The sequence below is a fragment of the Amycolatopsis sp. lyj-109 genome (genome assembly GCF_046548995.1).
Lineage (GTDB): Bacteria > Actinomycetota > Actinomycetes > Mycobacteriales > Pseudonocardiaceae > Amycolatopsis.
In genome coordinates this window covers 91,529-106,530 of sequence record NZ_JAJPWR010000011.1, presented here as the reverse complement: position 1 = coordinate 106,530, position 15,002 = coordinate 91,529, and the positions used below count along the sequence as shown (strand labels likewise).

The window sequence follows — 15,002 nt, the reverse complement described above, 5'->3', positions numbered from 1 at the left end:
ACCAGCTGCCGGAAAGATTTCCGCGCTGGGCGGATCCGGGGATCCGCCCAGCTCACGGCGTTCTAGCGGGTGAAGACGATCTTGCCGGCGGTGTCCCCGTCGAGCATCGCCTGGAACCCCTTGGGTGCCTCGGAAAATGAAAGTTCCGCGCCGATCTGCGGCCGGACGCCGGTCAGGTCGAGGTAGGCGAGCAGGTCCGCGAGCTCGTCGCGGGTGCCCATGGTCGAGCCGGCGATGCGCAGCTGGAGGAAGAAGACGCGCTGCAGCTCGGCGTGCGCGTCCGGCCCGCTGGTCGAGCCCGAGACGACGATGATCCCGCCCGGTTTGAGCGATTTGACCGAATGTGACCAGGTTGCCTTGCCGACGGTCTCGAACACGGCGTCGACGCGCTCGGGCAGCCGCGCGCCGGATTCGAACACCTGGTGCGCGCCGAGGCTGGTGGCGAGCGCGCGCTTCTCCTCGGTGCGGCCGGTGACCCACACCCGGAACCCGGCCGCGCGGCCGAGCTGGACCAGCGCCGTCGAGACGCCGCCGGAGGCGCCCTGCACGAGCATCGTCTGCCCCGGCCGCAACCCGGACTTCACGAACAGCATCCGGTAGGCGGTCAGCCAGGCCGTGCCCATGGTGGCGGCTTCGGCGAAGCTGAGTGCCGCGGGCTTCGGGACGACGTTGCGGGCCGGTACGACGACCTGGTCGGCGAAGGTGCCCTGGTGCTTCTCGGTGAGCAGCGTGCGCTTCGGGTCGAGGGTGTCGTCGCCCTGCCAGCCCGGGGCGTTGATCACCGAGTGGATGACGACCTCGGAGCCGTCGTCGAGGGTGCCCGCGCCGTCGCAGCCGAGGATCATCGGGAACTGCTCCGGCTTGATCCCGACCCCGCGCAGCGTCCAGAGGTCGTGCATGTTGAGGCTGGCCGCCTTGACGTGCACGCGGACCCAGCCGCCGGGCACTTCGGGTTCGGGGCGCTCGCCGACGACGAGCGAGTCCAGCGGGCTGTCGGCGTTGGGTTCCTGCGCGTACACGGCGAACATGCCTCGCAACGTACCGCCCCTACGGCGCGACGGCAGCAGAGCGCGCGTAGGCTCACACCGTGTTCAACGGGCTGGCCGACTGGTGGGACGGGGTCGAGCTGTGGCTCGCGCAGGCCTGGTTCCCGGTGCAGTTCGTGCTGGTCATGGTGGTCGTCGTGCCGCTGTGCCTGGCCGCCGCGTGGGTGCTCGACAAGGTCGTCGGCCTCTTCGCCCGCCGGCTGGCTCCGGGGCGTGACGACGACTCCGACGGGTCGGCATAGGCTCGCGCACCATGTTCAACCGAAGGCGGATCACCGCCGCGCTGATCGGGCTCCTCGTGCTGGTGCTGGGGGGCTGGCTGGTCAAGGACAATCTGGGCGGCGGCTCGTCGTCGCCCGCTCCGGGTACTTCGGCGAGCGCTCCCGCCCAGAGCAGCACACCCGCCAAGGGCAGTGCCGCCGTTCCGGGCGCGGACTCCGGGCTGCCGGTGAAGGCGCTTTCCGCGCTGCCGCCGCAGGCCTCCGACACGTGGAAGCTGATCGAGGCCGGCGGCCCGTACCCCTACCCTCGCAACGACGACGTCGTGTTCGAGAACCGCGAGAAGAGATTGCCCGGCAAGAAGTCCGGCTACTACCACGAGTACACCGTGAAGACTCCGGGCAGCCCCGACCGCGGTGCGCGGCGGCTGATCACCGGGCAGGCGCACGAGCTGTACTACACCGGCGACCACTACGCGTCGTTCGTCGTTGTGGACCCGGTCCGATGAGCGCCGACGAGCAGGCGAAGGCCGCCGCGGAAGAGGCGTTCGCCCGGGGCGCGTACCCGCACCTGGTGAACTCGCGGCCGGCCGTCGACAAGGCCGGCACGCTCGCCGCCTTCGCCGAGGCACTGTCCTTTCCGGACCACTTCGGCCACAACCTCGACGCGCTCTACGACTGCCTGACCGACCTGTCGTGGCTGCCACCGGGCGAGCACGTGCTGATCTGGCCGGGCTCGGACGCGTTGCGCAAGGCCGAACCCAAGACGTACCTGGCCATCCGCAGCGTGCTGTCGGACGCGCAGCGCGCACTCGGCCCGAGCGGCCGCAGCGCCGGTTCGTGGCGGCTCACCGTGGTGCTGCCGGACGCCTGACCCAAGCGCCCCAATGTGGCCTTCGGTGCGTCTGACGCACCCAAGGCGGCCTTCGGTGCGTCAGACGCAACCAAGGCCGCCTTGGGGCGCTTCAGTCCTGCGGCACCCAGTTCGGTTTGCGCTTCTGAGCGAAGGCCAGGATGCCCTCCTGGCCTTCCTCGCTCGCGAAGAACTTCGCCGACAGGCCGAGCATTTCGTCGAAGCCGTCCGAAGGCGTCGCCGGGCGGGGGCGGCTCAGTAGCGCCTTCGTCTCGGCCAGCGCCTTCGGGCCGCCTGCCGCGAGTGCCTTGACGTACCGGGCGACCTCGCCGTCGAGGTCTTCGGACGCCGAGTTGAGCAGGCCGATCTCGACCGCGCGCCGGGCGTCGAACGTGTCGCCGGTCAGGAAAAGCTCGTGGGCCGCGCGGGAGTTGAGGCGCGGCAGGACCGTCAGGGAGATGATCGCCGGCACCACGCCGATGCGGACTTCGGAGAAGGCGAACGTCGCTTCCGGCACCGCCACGGCGATGTCGCACGCCGCCACCATGCCGATGCCGCCGGCGCGGGCGGGGCCGGCCAGGCGGGCGACGACCGGCTTCGGGCTGGTCCACAGCTGCTCGAGAATGCGCGGGAACTCGTTCACGCCCTGGTCACCCGCGCCTGCTCCGCGGGCCTCCTTGAGGTCCATTCCCGCGCAGAACACCGGCCCGGTGTGGGTCAGCACGATCACGCGCACGGCGTCATCGGCGGCCGCCTTCGCCAGCGAGTCCGAGAGCTCGCGGCGCAGCTGCGCCGACAGCGCGTTGCGGTTGTGCGGGGAGTCCAGGGTGATCGTGGCGGTGCCGCCCACCACGTCGTAGTGCACCAGTTCGTCAGCCATGCCGACACCCTTGCACATCCGCCGCGCGCGGCCGGTGTTACGCGGGGCACAGCCAATCGGGGTCACCCTCGTGAGCGGCGGCGGCCGGGGAGAAGTGCTGCTTCAGCGTGAACGCCTCGGGTGTCGGGCCGTGGACGCGCAGGTGCTTGATCTTCGCTTCGGCGTCCGCGGTCGTCGGCCGGTACCCGGCGGGCACCCACCACAGCGCGGTCATCACGTCCTGGACGCGGTGGAACCACTCGCGGCGGCGCTTGAGGATCGCCAGGTGCTCGCCGGAGAACACGAAGTCCGCCAGCGCTTCCACCGACGTCCACACGGACATGTTGACCAGGATCCCGGACGTGCCGCGCACGTCCCACTCGAAGGCGCGGATCGACGTCGCGTCGCCGTCTTCGGTCTGCAGCCGCCAGACGAAGCCCGGTGCGCGGTCGGCGATCGCGTTCACCGGCTCCAGCGCGTCCACGAAGTCGCGGAAGGACTCGTCGTCGAGCGGTGCCTTCATCCGGCTGATGTTGACCTGGGCGAGTTCGAAGTTCCCCATGCGGTCACCCTACGGGCGGCCGGCCGCCCGCAGGGTGATTCCGCTCAGCCGATGGTCGTCGTGGTGAAGACCGGGCTCGGGTTGGGGAAGCAGGCCGTCGGCGCGGTGAGGTCACCGATGATGGTGCTCGCCACCGCCTTGAACGTCAGGCCCGGGTCGGTGTAGCTGGTGCCGGCCAGCTTGGTCTGGATGGTGCCCGACTGCCCTGCGGTCAGGTGCGCCGTCACCGTGGGCAGTTCGAACGTCGCGCCCCCGGCGATCGGGCCCGGGAAGCTCAGCGTGGCGACGCCGTTCGAGACGGAGATGGTCGGCGGGGTGGAGCCGAGTCCGGAGCCGCCGGAAAGCGCGGCGCCGACGTAGGTGGAGTTGGCCGGGATCGGGATCTTGAGCGCGAAGGTGTTGATGTTCTTGACCTTGTTCCCGCTCACCGTGCCCGGCACGGTGTTCGGCGCCGGGTCGATGACGACGTCGAACGCGGCGCCGGGTGCGACCGTGGCGGGCGCGCTGACGGCGGCGTCCTGGTTCAGCGCCACCTTCTGCGGCCCGACGATCGGGGCGTTGGCCTGGCAGTCGAAGACGACGCTGGTGGCCGCCGACGCCGGGGCGGCGAGGGCGACGGGCAGGACCGCCGCCGCGGTCAGCGCGGCGAGTCGGGAAAAATGAAGAGCTTTCATCTGTATCCACCTACCTGCGGTTTCACGAGGGGAGGGAAGAAAGCTGCGCAGCCGTTCCGATTGTTACCGGCAAGTTAAGTAGCACGTCAAGGATTCACTGTTCCCATGCGCTAAGGGTAACCAAAATGTGAATAAGACTCACCTTTTGGCGGTCGTGCTGTGGTCCCGGGTACGCAGAGTGGTCGGTAGGCTTCGAACATGGCCACGACCCGCCGCCAGGCCGCTGTGCGTGGTCTGGCTTCGAATCCCGCTACCCCCGACGACCTCGCGATCCGGCTGATCCAGGATCCCGAACTGGCCTTCGACGTGATCCGTGCGAGGGCGCAGATCAGTGAACGCTTCGCGGACGCCGTGATCGAACTGGGTGCCGACGGCGCCCGGTGGCTGGGGAGCAACGAGTCGACGCCGCAGAGCGTGCTGCTTCGCCTGTCCGAACACCCTTCGGCCGAGGTGCGTGCCTCCGTGGCTCGCGGGACCGCGGACGAGCAGGTGCTCATCCGGCTCGCCGCCGACCCCGCGCCCGAGGTGCGCAAGACGCTGGCCGCGCGCTGGCACACCCCGCCGCCGGAAGCGCTGCGGGCGTGGCTGACGGACGAAGACGGCGATGTCCGTTACACCGCACTGCACTGGTCCGCCGTCCCGCCACCGTCCGACCTTCTCGGCGCGCTGCTCGCCGACCCGGCGACCAGTGCGGACGCCCTCCGGTACGCCGACCTCACGCCGGAGCTGATCACCCGGTTCACCGAGTCCGATGACGCGGAGGAGAACCTCCGCCTGGCCATCCACCCCGCTCTGCCCTCCGGGACGGTTCGATCGCTCGCCGAGATCGAGAACGAGATGTTCATGGTCGGCCTGCTGCTGAACCAGGCCACCCTGGACGACGTCCGGGCCGCTCTTCTTGCCAAAGTGCCCGCACTGCACCCCATCCGCGAGTGGACGGTGGGCTATTACCTGTCCAACCTGTCGCTGGACCTCAGGGAGGTGGGGTGGCTCCGCGAGATGCCACTCGCCGGACGCCTGGAGTACCTCGACTCCCCGTACGAGTTCTTCCGGACGGTCGTGGCGGGCAGCCGGGATCTTCCGCAGTGGGTGATCGACCGCCTGATGGCCGACGAGTCGACGTTGATCCGCCGCGTCACCGCGGCACATCACGATTCCGTGTCCGGGGCCGCACTCGAAGAGCTGTTTCTCTCGCACGGCGAGAGCCAGGCGTTCGGGCGGTTGCTGACGGAGCACCCGTGCTTTCCCCGGGATGCCTTCCTCCGGTTCGCGCACAGCCGTGACTCCAGCCTGCGGGCCGTCGCCTGCTCGTATCCCGATCTCCCCGCGCCGCTGGTGGCCGAGATCGCCACGGATCCTGTGCCCAGCACGCGAGACGCCGCCGCCCGCCACCCGAACGTCCCTTTCCCGACGGTCCGGCGGCTGCTGTCCGATGAGGACCTGAGCGTGGTCACCGCGGCAGCGTCTTCACCCGCGCTGCCCAAGGCCGACATGTACGCGATCTTGGATACCTGGACTACGCGTACTGGCGAAGCAGGCCACTGACCGCGGTGGCGTACCGCGCCACCACCACGTCGGCGACGCGCGGGTCGTCGGCCAGCGGCGCCGCGATGAACGCCCTCGGATCCGCTTCGCGGGCCAGTCGCGCGATCCGGTCCGGCAGCAGACCCGGAGCCAGGAACCACGACGCGACGACCAGGTGCCGCGCGCCCCGCGACCGCAAGGCCGCCGCCGCGGCGGGGATGTTCGGCTGGCTGGCCGAAGCGAACGCCTCGCTCACCGGGACACCCAGCCGCTCTTCCCAGCGGGAAGCCAGCGAAGCGACAACGGCGTTGGCCGTGGCGTTCGACGAGCCGACCGCACTGAGGATCACACCCCGGTCGCCGATGTTCGGCGCCGCGGCCAGCCGGTCCAGGGCGACCGCCTCCAACGCCGGGTCGGCGCCGAGCACGTCCGAAACCTGCACCCGGAAGCCCGGGCAGTCCGCGACGACCGAGTCGATCAGCGTCGGCAGGTCGACCCGGGCGTGGAACGCGCTGCCCAGCAGCAGCGGCACCACGACCGCCGTCCGGTGCCCGTCGGCGTACAACGATCGCAGCACATCAGAGACGATCGGTGCCGACAAGTCCAAAAAGGACTCGTACACCGAGAGGCCCGGTGCCCGGTCGCGCACGACGTCGACGAGCGCCCGCACGGTCGCCGCCGAGCGGGGATCACGACTGCCGTGCGCGACGGCGACCAGGGGTGGTGTCACGAGAAGCGCTCACCCACCAGCCCGGCGGCGAGGGTGTCGCCGTCCTTCGGGTCGATCACCAGGAACGCGCCGGTGCGCGGGCTGACGCCGTAGTCGTCGACGCCCAGCTCCTCGGCCAGCCGCAGGGAGACGAGCCCGATGTCGTTGAGCTCCAGTGCCGCCGGTGAGTCCACGCTGGACAGTGCCTGCTCGTCGAACCGGGCGTGCAACTCGTCCACCAGTGCCTGCACCGTGCGGGCGCCGTGCTTGACCAGCACGCGCGCGCCCGGCTTCAGCGGCTTGGACGACAGCCAGCACAGGGTGCCGGTGATCTCGTCGGTGACGCGCGGTGGCGCGTCCGCGGCGGCGATCAGGTCGCCGCGGGAGATGTCGATGTCGTCGGTGAGCAGCAGCGTCACCGACGTTCCGGCACCGGCTTCCGCGAGCGGCCCGTCCGCGGTGTCGATGCGCTCGACGCGGCTGCGGATGCCCTGCGGCAGCACGACGATCTCGTCACCGGGGCGGACCGTGCCCGCCGCGATCTGCCCCGCGTAGCCGCGGTAGTCCGGGTACTCGGGCGTGCGCGGGCGGATCACGTACTGCACCGGGAACCGCAGCGCCGAGTCGTGCGGGTCGGGCGCGACCGGCACGTCCTCCAGGTGCTCCAGCAGGCTGGGTCCGGTGTACCACGGCGTCCGCTCCGAGCGGGTCGCGACGTTGTCGCCTTCCAGCGCCGACACGGGAATGGCGAGCACGGACCCCCGCTCGTAGCCCAGCGAGAGAGCGTGCGCGGCGAACTCCTCGGCGATCACCGTGAAGGTCGCCTCGTCGTAGCCGACCAGGTCGATCTTGTTCACCGCCAGTACCAGCTGCGGCACGCCGAGCAGGGCCAGCACGGCCGCGTGCCGCCGGGTCTGCTCGATCACGCCCTTGCGCGCGTCGACGAGCAGCACGGCCAGCTGCGCGGTGGACGCGCCGGTCACCGTGTTGCGCGTGTACTGCACGTGCCCCGGCGTGTCGGCCAGCACGAACGACCGCTTCGGCGTGGCGAAGTAGCGGTAGGCGACGTCGATGGTGATGCCCTGCTCGCGCTCCGAGCGCAGGCCGTCGACCAGCAGCGAAAGGTCCGGGGTGGACAGTCCCTTGTCGACGGACGCGCGGGTGACCGCGTCGAGCTGGTCGGCGAGCACCGACTTCGTGTCGTACAACAGCCGCCCGACCAGGGTGGACTTGCCGTCGTCGACGCTTCCGGCGGTGGCCAGGCGAAGCAGCGAACTCATCAGAAGTACCCCTCACGCTTGCGGTCTTCCATGGCCGCCTCGGACATCCGGTCGTCGGCCCGGGTGGCCCCGCGCTCGGTGAGCCGCGATGCCGACACCTCGGCGATGACCTCTTCGACGGTGGTCGCGGTGGACTCGATCGCGCCGGTGCACGAGCCGTCGCCGACGGTCCGGTAGCGCACGGTCCGCTCGCGGACCTCTTCGCCCGGGCGCGGCCCGCCCCACGGGCCTTCGGCGAGCCACATCCCGTCGCGCAGGTACACCTCGCGCTGGTGCGCGTAGTAGATCGAGGGCAGCTCGACCTTCTCGCGGGCGATGTAGTTCCAGACGTCGGCCTCGGTCCAGTTGGACAGCGGGAAGACGCGGACCTGCTCGCCCGGGCGGTGCCGGCCGTTGTAGAGGTTCCACAGCTCGGGCCGCTGGCGCCGCGGTTCCCACTGGCCGAAAGCGTTGCGGAGGCTGAAGATCCGCTCCTTCGCCCGGGCACGTTCCTCGTCCCGGCGGCCGCCGCCGAAGACGGCGTCGAACTTGTTCTCCGAGATGGTGTCCAGCAACGGCGTGGTCTGCAGCGGGTTGCGCATCCCGTCGGCGCGCTCTTCGAGGCGCCCGTCGTCGATCCAGTCCTGCACCTTCGCCACGACCAGGCGCAGGCCGTGGCGCTCGACGACGCGGTCGCGGAACTCGATGACCTCGTCGAAGTTGTGCCCGGTGTCCACGTGCAGCAGCGGGAACGGCACCGGCGCCGGCCAGAACGCCTTGATCGCCAGGTGCAGCAGCAGCGTCGAGTCCTTGCCGCCGGAGAACAGGATCACCGGCCGGTCGAACTCGCCGGCCACCTCCCGGAAGATGTGGATGGCCTCGGACTCCAAAGCCGCGAGGTTGTCTTGTGCCGCATCGGTGGCGGGTTCCAGTGTTGTCATGCGTCCCTCGGTGTCTGACATCAGCCGTGCAGTCCGCACTCGGTCTTGCTCTGGCCCGCCCACCGGCCGCTGCGTGGGTCCTGCCCCGGCGCCACGCGGGCCGTGCAGGGCGCGCAGCCGATCGAGAGGTAGCCGATCGACACCAGCGGGTTCTCGAGGATCCCGTGCTCGCGGATGTAGCCGTTGAACTCGTCGTCGGTCCACGCCGCGATCGGGTTGACCTTCACCAGGCCGTTGCGGTCGTCCCAGGTGACGATCGGGGTGTTCGCGCGGGTCGGCGCGTCGACCCGGCGGACGCCGGTGATCCACGCCGAGTAGTTCGCCAGGGTCTTGCGCAGTGGCACGACCTTGCGCAGGTTGCAGCACAGCGTCGGGTCGCGGTCGTGCAGCTTCTCACCGTACTCCGCGTCCTGCTCGGCGACGCTCTGCTCGGCCTGGGCGTTGACGATCTTCACGCCCGGGTAGACCGTCTGCACGGCGTCACGCGTGCCGATCGTTTCAGGGAAGTGGTAGCCGGTCTGCAGGAACAGCACGTCCACATCGGACTTCACCTGGGTGGCCAGGTCGATCAGCACGGCGTCCTGCATGTTGGACGCGACGATGAAGTCGTTGCCGAATGTCTCGACGGTCCAGCGGATCGCTTCGTCGGCGGTGGCGTCGGCGAGCTCCTTCGACGCGCGCTCGGCGAGGGTCTTGTAGTCGGCGGTGGCTGTCATCGGGAAACCTCCGGAAGGGACAGGCCGAGGAACTTGACCGAGAAAACCCGGCGACAGCTGGAACACAGCCAGCCGCCGTTCTCTTCCGGCCGGAGATCCTCGTCGCCGCAATACGGGCAGTAGTACGGTGCTGCGCGCTCGTCGGATGTCACTGCAGGGCGCTTTCCTCGGCGCGGGCGGCCCACTGCGGGAACCGTTCGCCCGGTTCGCGCCCGGTGACGTAGTTGCGCACGACCCGCTCGACGTACCCGGTCAGCTCGCCCGACGTCACCTTGTGTCCGCGCAGCTTCCGGCCGAACCCGGCGTCGAGGCCGAGGCCGCCGCCGAGGTGCACCTGGAAGCCTTCGACCTGGTTGCCGTCGGCGTCGGTGACGATCTGGCCCTTGAGGCCGATGTCCGCGGTCTGGATCCGCGCGCAGGAGTTGGGGCAGCCGTTGAGGTGCACGGTCACCGGCGTCTCGAGGCCGTCCTGGATGTCGGCGAGGGACTTCTCGAGGTCCGCGACGAGCTGCTGCGCGCGGGCCTTCGTCTCGACGATGGCGAGCTTGCAGAACTCCAGCCCGGTGCAGGCCATCACCCCGCGCCGCCACGGCGACGGCTTGGCTTCCAGGCCCAGCTCGGCCAGCTCGGCGGCGAGGGTGGCGACCCGGGCCTCGGGGACGTCGAGCACGACGAGCTTCTGCTGCGGGGTGAGCCGCACTCGGCCGGAGCCGGCCCGCTCGGCGGCCTGGGCGACGGCGACGAGGGTGCCGCCGGACGACCGGCCGGCGATCGGCGCCGCGCCGACGTAGAACTTGCCGTCGACCTGCGGGTGCACGCCGACGTGGTCGATCGGGACGGCCGGGTCCACCGGCGGCGGGCCGTCGAGCAGTTCGCGCTTGAGGTACTCGTCCTGCAGCACCTGCCGGAACTTCGCCGCGCCCCAGTCCTTGACCAGGAACTTGATCCGGGCCCGGGAGCGCAGCCGCCGGTAGCCGTAGTCGCGGAAGACCGAAATGACGCCTTCCCAGACGTCGGGGACCTCGTCCAGCGGCACCCAGGCGCCGAGGCGCTGCCCGAGCATCGGGTTGGTCGACAGGCCGCCGCCGACCCAGACGTCGAAGCCGGGCCCGTGTTCGGGGTGGTCGACGCCGACGAAGGCCACGTCGTGGATCTCGTGCGCGACGTCGGGCTGGCCGGAGATCGCGGTCTTGAACTTGCGCGGCAGGTTGGCGAACTCCGGCTTGCCGATGTAGCGGCGCTTGATCTCGTCGATCGCCGGGGTGCCGTCGATCACCTCGGCCGCCGCGATGCCCGCGACCGGCGAGCCGAGGATGACGCGCGGGCTGTCGCCGCACGCCTCCATCGTCGTCATGCCGGCGTTTTCGAGCTTGGCCCAGATCGTCGGCACGTCTTCGATCCGGATCCAGTGGTACTGGATGTTCTGCCGGTCGGTGATATCGGCCGTGTCGCGCGCGTACTGCTGCGAGATCTCGCCGAGCACGGTGAGCTGCCCGGTGGTCAGCGCGCCGCCGTCGAGCCGGACCCGCAGCATGAAGTAGCGGTCGTCGAGCTCTTCGGGCTCCAGCGTCGCCGTGCGGCCGCCGTCGATCCCCGGCTTGCGCTGGGTGTAGAGGCCGAACCAGCGGAACCGGCCACGCAGGTCGCCCGGGTCGATCGCGTCGAACCCGCGGTGGGCGTAGATGTTTTCGATGCGCGCCCGCACGTTGAGCGGGTGGTCGTCCTTCTTGGACCGCTCGTTCGGGTTCAGCGGCTCGCGGTAACCGAGCGCCCACTGCCCTTCGCCGCGCTTCTGCTTGGCTCGCGCGGGGCGGGCTGGGGTCTGGGGCGTGGCCATGGCGGCGTCCTCCGAGAGGCTTTCGTGGCGGCGGAGGCCCGCCGGCTCGCGGGGTCCTCCGGCGCCGGCTGTCCAGAATTCGTGGTGGCGACGGCAGTCAGCGAACAGGTACGCAGAGGGCGCTGGCGACCCGCAGGAGGTCGACGTGGCGGCGGGCCACGAGGAGAACACCGGCATGAGTCACGACGTCAGCGTGCCACGCGTCCACAATGTGGTCCAGCGCTGCCCGCATGGTGGGAGAAGGGTCACTTACCTGCGGAAATTGTGTCAACCGCCTGGTGCGCACACTCTTGCGTCCCCAAACCACTACAGCTAGAGTACTTCAAGTACAGTGCTTTGGGGAGAGGGAGCTGGGATGCAGGTCAAGGGTTTCGGGGCGGGTTACCTGGTCGACGACGTCGCGGCGACCACCCGCTTCTACGCGGACGTCATCGGCCTGCCGGTCACCGTCGAGCTCGACTGGTTCGCCAGCGTCAACGCCGGCGCGCCCGGCTACGAGATCAGCTTCGTGCAGCGCGGACACGAGTCGGTGCCGCCGGCTTACCGCGCGCAGGAGACGGCGGGCCTGATGTTCGGGCTCGTCGTCGAAGACGCCCGGGTCGAGGCGAAACGGCTGGAAGAAGCCGGTGTCGAGCTGGTGACGCCGGTGGTCGACGAGGTCTACGGGCAGCGGCACTTCTATGTCGCCGACCCGAACGGCGTGCTGCTCGACGTCATCGAGATGATCCCGGTCGACCCGGACTGGGCGGCCGCCAACCTTCCGGCGTCGTCGTAACGGGTGTTAACCCGATCGGCCCCTTGAGGCGACCGGGCGTGACGGGGTGGACAATTCGAGCGTGCCCGTGCTGCGTCCCGACCCCGCCACCTCGATCGATCCGGCGTTGCCGGAAAGCGCGCTGAAGGGGCTCGGCAGCAGAGCCTTCGGGGTGTACGTGCACGTCCCGTTCTGCGCCACGCGCTGCGGGTACTGCGACTTCAACACCTACACCGCAGGTGAGCTCGACACCGGTTCGTCGCCGCAGTCCTGGCTCGAAGGGCTGCGGCGCGAGCTGGAACTCGCCGCGCGCGTGCTCGTCGTCCCGCCCGCCGCCGACACCGTGTTCGTCGGCGGCGGCACGCCGTCGCTGCTGGGCGCGGACGGGCTGGGTGCGGTGCTCGACGCCGTCCGCGACGTCTTCGGGCTGGCGCCCGGGGCCGAGGTCACGACGGAGTCGAACCCGGAGTCGACGTCGCCGGAGTTCTTCGCCGGGATCCGCGAAGCGGGCTACACGCGGGTGTCCCTGGGCATGCAGTCGGCGGCGCCGCACGTGCTGAAGATCCTCGACCGCGTGCACACCCCGGGCCGTCCGGGCAAGGCCGCCGCCGAAGCGCGCGCGGCCGGGTTCGAGCACGTGAACCTCGACGTGATCTACGGCACGCCGGGGGAGCGCGCCGACGACCTGCGCGCGACGCTCGACGCCGTGCTGGCCGCCGGCGTCGACCACGTCTCGGCGTACGCGCTGATCGTCGAGGAGGGCACCGCGCTGGCCCGCCGCGTCCGCCGGGGCGAGCTGCCCGCGCCGGACGACGACGTCCTCGCCGCGGACTACGAGATGATCGACGCCACGCTGTCCTCGGCGGGACTGCGCTGGTACGAGGTGTCGAACTGGGCCGCTTCCGACGCGGCCCGCTGCCGCCACAACCTCGGTTACTGGCGAGGCGACGACTGGTGGGGTGCCGGTCCGGGGGCGCACAGCCACGTCGGCGGCGTGCGCTGGTGGAACGTCAAGCACCCGGCCCGCTATGCCGCGCTGCTCGACGCCGGTGACTCGCCCGCGGGCGGGCGGGAGGTGCTCACCGACGACGACCAGCACCTCGAGCGGATCATGCTCGAGCTGCGCGTCGCCGAGGGCCTGCCGCTCGACGTGCTCGACGAGCCGGGCCTCGCCGAGGCGCGGGCGGCCGCGGCCGAGGGCCTGCTCGATCCGTCCGCATTGGACTCCCGGGGCCGCGCGGTGCTCACCGATCGTGGACGGCTGCTGGCCGACGGGGTGGTCCGCCGCCTCGCCGGCTGAGCCTTCGGGCATAAATGGCAGGGGCCGGTCGTTGCTTGTATTCAGCAACGACTTTCGAGGAGGCCTCATGGCGCGCGCGATCAGGTTCGACGAGTACGGCGACGTGGAGGTCCTCCGGGTCGAGGACGTCCCCCGGCCGGCCCCGGGGCCGGGTCAGGTGCTCGTCGAGGTGCGCGCCGCCGGGATCAACCCGGGCGAGGCCGCCATCCGGCAGGGTTTCCTGCACGAACGCTACCCGGCGACCTTCCCTTCGGGGCAGGGCAGCGACTTCGCCGGGGTAGTCGCTTCGCTCGGCGAAGGCGTCGAGGAGATCGCCGTCGGCGACGAGGTGATCGGGTTCGTCGACACCCGGTCGAGCCACGCCGAGTTCGTCGTCGCGGAGGCGGCGAACCTCACGCCGCGACCCGACGGGGTGCCGTGGGAGGTCGCCGGCTCGCTGTTCGTCGCCGGCACGACCGCGTACGCCGCGGTGGGCGCGGTGTGCCCGCGCGAAGGGGAGACCGTCGTCGTCTCGGGAGCGGCGGGCGGTGTGGGCTCGCTCGCGGTGCAGCTGGCGAAGCTGGCCGGCGCCACGGTGATCGGCCTGGCCGGCGAGGCGAACCACGAGTGGCTGCGTGAACTCGGCGTCATCCCGGTTTCCTATGGCGAGGGTGTGCTCGAGCGGATTCGCGAAGCCGCGCCTTCCGGCGTGCACGCGTTCGTCGACACGTTCGGCGCCGGGTACGTGGAACTGGCTCTGCACCTGGGGATCCACCCCGGTCGGATCGACACGGTCATCGACTTCGCGGCGGCCGAGAGGTACAACGTGAAGACCGACGGCAACGCGGCCGCGGCGTCGGCCGACGTGCTGCGCGAGCTGGGCCTGCTGCTGGACAAGGGCTTGCTGACCCTGCCGATCGCCCGCGTGTACCCGCTGGACGAGGTGCGGGACGCCTACCGCGAGCTGGAGCAGCGGCACACGCGCGGCAAGATCGTGCTGCGGCCCTAGTTCTTCGCCAGCACCTTCAGCCCGGCGAGGAACGCCTCGAGCGCGAACTCGAGGCGTTCCGCCGCCGTCTCCGCGGAGAAGAACTCGCCGACGTGCAGCATGTTGGGGAACGACTCGGCGGGCAGTGACCGCATGTACGCCACCATCTGCTTGCCCCGTTCGCCGGCGTCGGCCTGGTCGATGTCGCCCCAGGTCCAGCTGCTCGCTTCGTAGGCGTACGCCTTGGCGTAGAGCGAAAGGGCGTCGCCCGCGAAGGCCGCCTGCTTGAGGGTCAGGCCGCCCGCGCGAAGCAGGGCGAGCATCCCTTCGCCCTGCTTCAGGGAGTTGGGCGTGACCGGCACGGCGATGTCCCACGCGATGCGCGCGATGCCGCGGTGCGCGGCCATCACCCGGATCTGGTCGCGGACGAGATCCTTGACCTGCTCGTCCCAGCGCGCCGGGTCCGGCTCGGGGACCGCCACGTCGGCGAGCACGGCGTCGAGCATCAGCTCCGCCAGTTCGTCCTTGTTCGAGACGTGCGCGTAGAGCGACGCGGGCCCGGTCTCCAGTTCCTGGGCGATCCGCCGCATGGTGACCGCGTCGAACCCCTCGTCGTCCAGGACGATCAAGGCCGCTCGCACGATCGAGGCCTGGGAGAGGACGGGTTTCGCGGCGCGGCGGCGGGGAGCGCTGCGCCACGGCGGCGGGGGAACGGTCACTCGAACACTGTACTTGACGCGAACGTCGTTCGAGAGTAGAACGGTGTTCGTAGGACGAACAACG

19 protein-coding genes are annotated in these 15,002 nt (G+C 70.5%); 7 read left to right on the top strand and 12 right to left on the bottom strand.

The window, feature by feature from the left end; genetic code table 11:
- Nucleotides 1-62: 62 nt before the first annotated feature.
- The gene (locus tag ACLJQF_RS24960; RefSeq protein ID WP_410612033.1) at nucleotides 63-1,028 is read right to left on the bottom strand and encodes a quinone oxidoreductase family protein; all 966 of its coding nucleotides are present in this window, start codon (nucleotides 1,026-1,028) and stop codon (nucleotides 63-65) included.
- A gap of 59 nt (nucleotides 1,029-1,087) precedes the next feature.
- Here ACLJQF_RS24960 and ACLJQF_RS24955 point away from each other — a divergent pair, with 59 nt between their 5' ends.
- From ACLJQF_RS24955 to ACLJQF_RS24945, 3 genes are read left to right on the top strand one after another with little or no spacing between them, the layout of a single operon-like run.
- Entirely contained in the window at nucleotides 1,088-1,288 is a 201-nt protein-coding gene (locus tag ACLJQF_RS24955) for a hypothetical protein (RefSeq protein ID WP_086843106.1), read from the top strand.
- Nucleotides 1,289-1,299: 11 nt separating this feature from the next.
- Nucleotides 1,300-1,773 (top strand): ribonuclease domain-containing protein, encoded by a 474-nt coding sequence (locus ACLJQF_RS24950; RefSeq protein ID WP_410612031.1) that lies wholly within the window; start codon nucleotides 1,300-1,302, stop codon nucleotides 1,771-1,773.
- Nucleotides 1,770-2,138 carry a barstar family protein gene (locus ACLJQF_RS24945; RefSeq protein ID WP_410612030.1) on the top strand — a complete coding sequence of 123 codons (369 nt, stop codon included), beginning with the start codon at nucleotides 1,770-1,772 and terminating at the stop codon, nucleotides 2,136-2,138. Before ACLJQF_RS24950 ends, ACLJQF_RS24945 begins: the two co-directional genes overlap by 4 nt.
- A 91-nt stretch (nucleotides 2,139-2,229) precedes the next feature.
- On the opposite strand, the gene ACLJQF_RS24940 is transcribed toward ACLJQF_RS24945, so the two are convergent.
- The 3 genes from ACLJQF_RS24940 to ACLJQF_RS24930 are packed head-to-tail and all read right to left on the bottom strand — an operon-like array spanning nucleotide 2,230 to nucleotide 4,212.
- Nucleotides 2,230-2,997, bottom strand: coding sequence for an enoyl-CoA hydratase family protein (locus ACLJQF_RS24940; protein WP_410612028.1), 768 nt, complete (start codon nucleotides 2,995-2,997; stop codon nucleotides 2,230-2,232).
- Between the two features lie 37 nt (nucleotides 2,998-3,034).
- Entirely contained in the window at nucleotides 3,035-3,538 is a 504-nt protein-coding gene (locus tag ACLJQF_RS24935; RefSeq protein ID WP_410612026.1) for a DUF3291 domain-containing protein, read from the bottom strand.
- Nucleotides 3,539-3,582: 44 nt separating this feature from the next.
- Complete coding sequence (locus ACLJQF_RS24930) at nucleotides 3,583-4,212, bottom strand: cyclase (protein WP_410612025.1); 630 nt, start codon at nucleotides 4,210-4,212, stop codon at nucleotides 3,583-3,585.
- 198 nt (nucleotides 4,213-4,410) lie between these two features.
- On the opposite strand from ACLJQF_RS24930, the gene ACLJQF_RS24925 reads away from it, so the two are divergent.
- Nucleotides 4,411-5,757, top strand: coding sequence for a hypothetical protein (locus ACLJQF_RS24925; protein WP_410612023.1), 1,347 nt, complete (start codon nucleotides 4,411-4,413; stop codon nucleotides 5,755-5,757).
- Here ACLJQF_RS24925 and ACLJQF_RS24920 read toward each other — a convergent pair.
- The 7 genes from ACLJQF_RS24920 to ACLJQF_RS24890 all read right to left on the bottom strand — a co-directional run bounded on the left by ACLJQF_RS24920 (nucleotide 5,729) and on the right by ACLJQF_RS24890 (nucleotide 11,430).
- Nucleotides 5,729-6,466: a sirohydrochlorin chelatase gene (locus ACLJQF_RS24920; RefSeq protein WP_410612021.1), complete on the bottom strand. Its 738-nt coding sequence runs from the start codon at nucleotides 6,464-6,466 to the stop codon at nucleotides 5,729-5,731. The two genes, ACLJQF_RS24925 and ACLJQF_RS24920, sit on opposite strands and share 29 nt — an antisense overlap.
- Nucleotides 6,463-7,725 carry a sulfate adenylyltransferase subunit 1 gene (locus ACLJQF_RS24915; protein ID WP_410612019.1) on the bottom strand — a complete coding sequence of 421 codons (1,263 nt, stop codon included), beginning with the start codon at nucleotides 7,723-7,725 and terminating at the stop codon, nucleotides 6,463-6,465. The genes ACLJQF_RS24920 and ACLJQF_RS24915 overlap by 4 nt, the downstream gene beginning before the upstream one ends.
- A complete protein-coding gene (gene cysD / locus ACLJQF_RS24910) occupies nucleotides 7,725-8,645 on the bottom strand; it encodes a sulfate adenylyltransferase subunit CysD (RefSeq protein WP_410612018.1) in 921 nt (306 codons plus the stop codon). Before cysD ends, ACLJQF_RS24915 begins: the two co-directional genes overlap by 1 nt.
- A 20-nt stretch (nucleotides 8,646-8,665) precedes the next feature.
- The gene (locus ACLJQF_RS24905) at nucleotides 8,666-9,361 is read right to left on the bottom strand and encodes a phosphoadenylyl-sulfate reductase (RefSeq protein WP_410612016.1); all 696 of its coding nucleotides are present in this window, start codon (nucleotides 9,359-9,361) and stop codon (nucleotides 8,666-8,668) included.
- Nucleotides 9,358-9,513 carry an Insertion element protein gene (locus ACLJQF_RS24900; RefSeq protein ID WP_086848546.1) on the bottom strand — a complete coding sequence of 52 codons (156 nt, stop codon included), beginning with the start codon at nucleotides 9,511-9,513 and terminating at the stop codon, nucleotides 9,358-9,360. Before ACLJQF_RS24900 ends, ACLJQF_RS24905 begins: the two co-directional genes overlap by 4 nt.
- A complete protein-coding gene (locus tag ACLJQF_RS24895; protein ID WP_410612014.1) occupies nucleotides 9,510-11,198 on the bottom strand; it encodes a nitrite/sulfite reductase in 1,689 nt (562 codons plus the stop codon). Before ACLJQF_RS24895 ends, ACLJQF_RS24900 begins: the two co-directional genes overlap by 4 nt.
- A gap of 97 nt (nucleotides 11,199-11,295) precedes the next feature.
- Complete coding sequence (locus ACLJQF_RS24890) at nucleotides 11,296-11,430, bottom strand: putative leader peptide (protein WP_410612012.1); 135 nt, start codon at nucleotides 11,428-11,430, stop codon at nucleotides 11,296-11,298.
- A gap of 123 nt (nucleotides 11,431-11,553) precedes the next feature.
- On the opposite strand from ACLJQF_RS24890, the gene ACLJQF_RS24885 reads away from it, so the two are divergent.
- The 3 genes from ACLJQF_RS24885 to ACLJQF_RS24875 all read left to right on the top strand — a co-directional run bounded on the left by ACLJQF_RS24885 (nucleotide 11,554) and on the right by ACLJQF_RS24875 (nucleotide 14,240).
- A complete protein-coding gene (locus tag ACLJQF_RS24885) occupies nucleotides 11,554-11,973 on the top strand; it encodes a VOC family protein (RefSeq protein ID WP_410612011.1) in 420 nt (139 codons plus the stop codon).
- 46 nt (nucleotides 11,974-12,019) lie between these two features.
- Nucleotides 12,020-13,252 carry a radical SAM family heme chaperone HemW gene (hemW, locus tag ACLJQF_RS24880; protein ID WP_410612010.1) on the top strand — a complete coding sequence of 411 codons (1,233 nt, stop codon included), beginning with the start codon at nucleotides 12,020-12,022 and terminating at the stop codon, nucleotides 13,250-13,252.
- A 67-nt stretch (nucleotides 13,253-13,319) separates the two neighbouring features.
- Nucleotides 13,320-14,240 carry an NADP-dependent oxidoreductase gene (locus ACLJQF_RS24875; RefSeq protein WP_410612008.1) on the top strand — a complete coding sequence of 307 codons (921 nt, stop codon included), beginning with the start codon at nucleotides 13,320-13,322 and terminating at the stop codon, nucleotides 14,238-14,240.
- Here ACLJQF_RS24875 and ACLJQF_RS24870 read toward each other — a convergent pair.
- On the bottom strand, nucleotides 14,237-14,938 hold the full coding sequence (locus ACLJQF_RS24870) for a TetR/AcrR family transcriptional regulator (RefSeq protein ID WP_410612007.1): 702 nt from the start codon (nucleotides 14,936-14,938) through the stop codon (nucleotides 14,237-14,239). The genes ACLJQF_RS24875 and ACLJQF_RS24870 overlap by 4 nt on opposite strands.
- Between the last annotated feature and the right edge of the window lie 64 nt (nucleotides 14,939-15,002).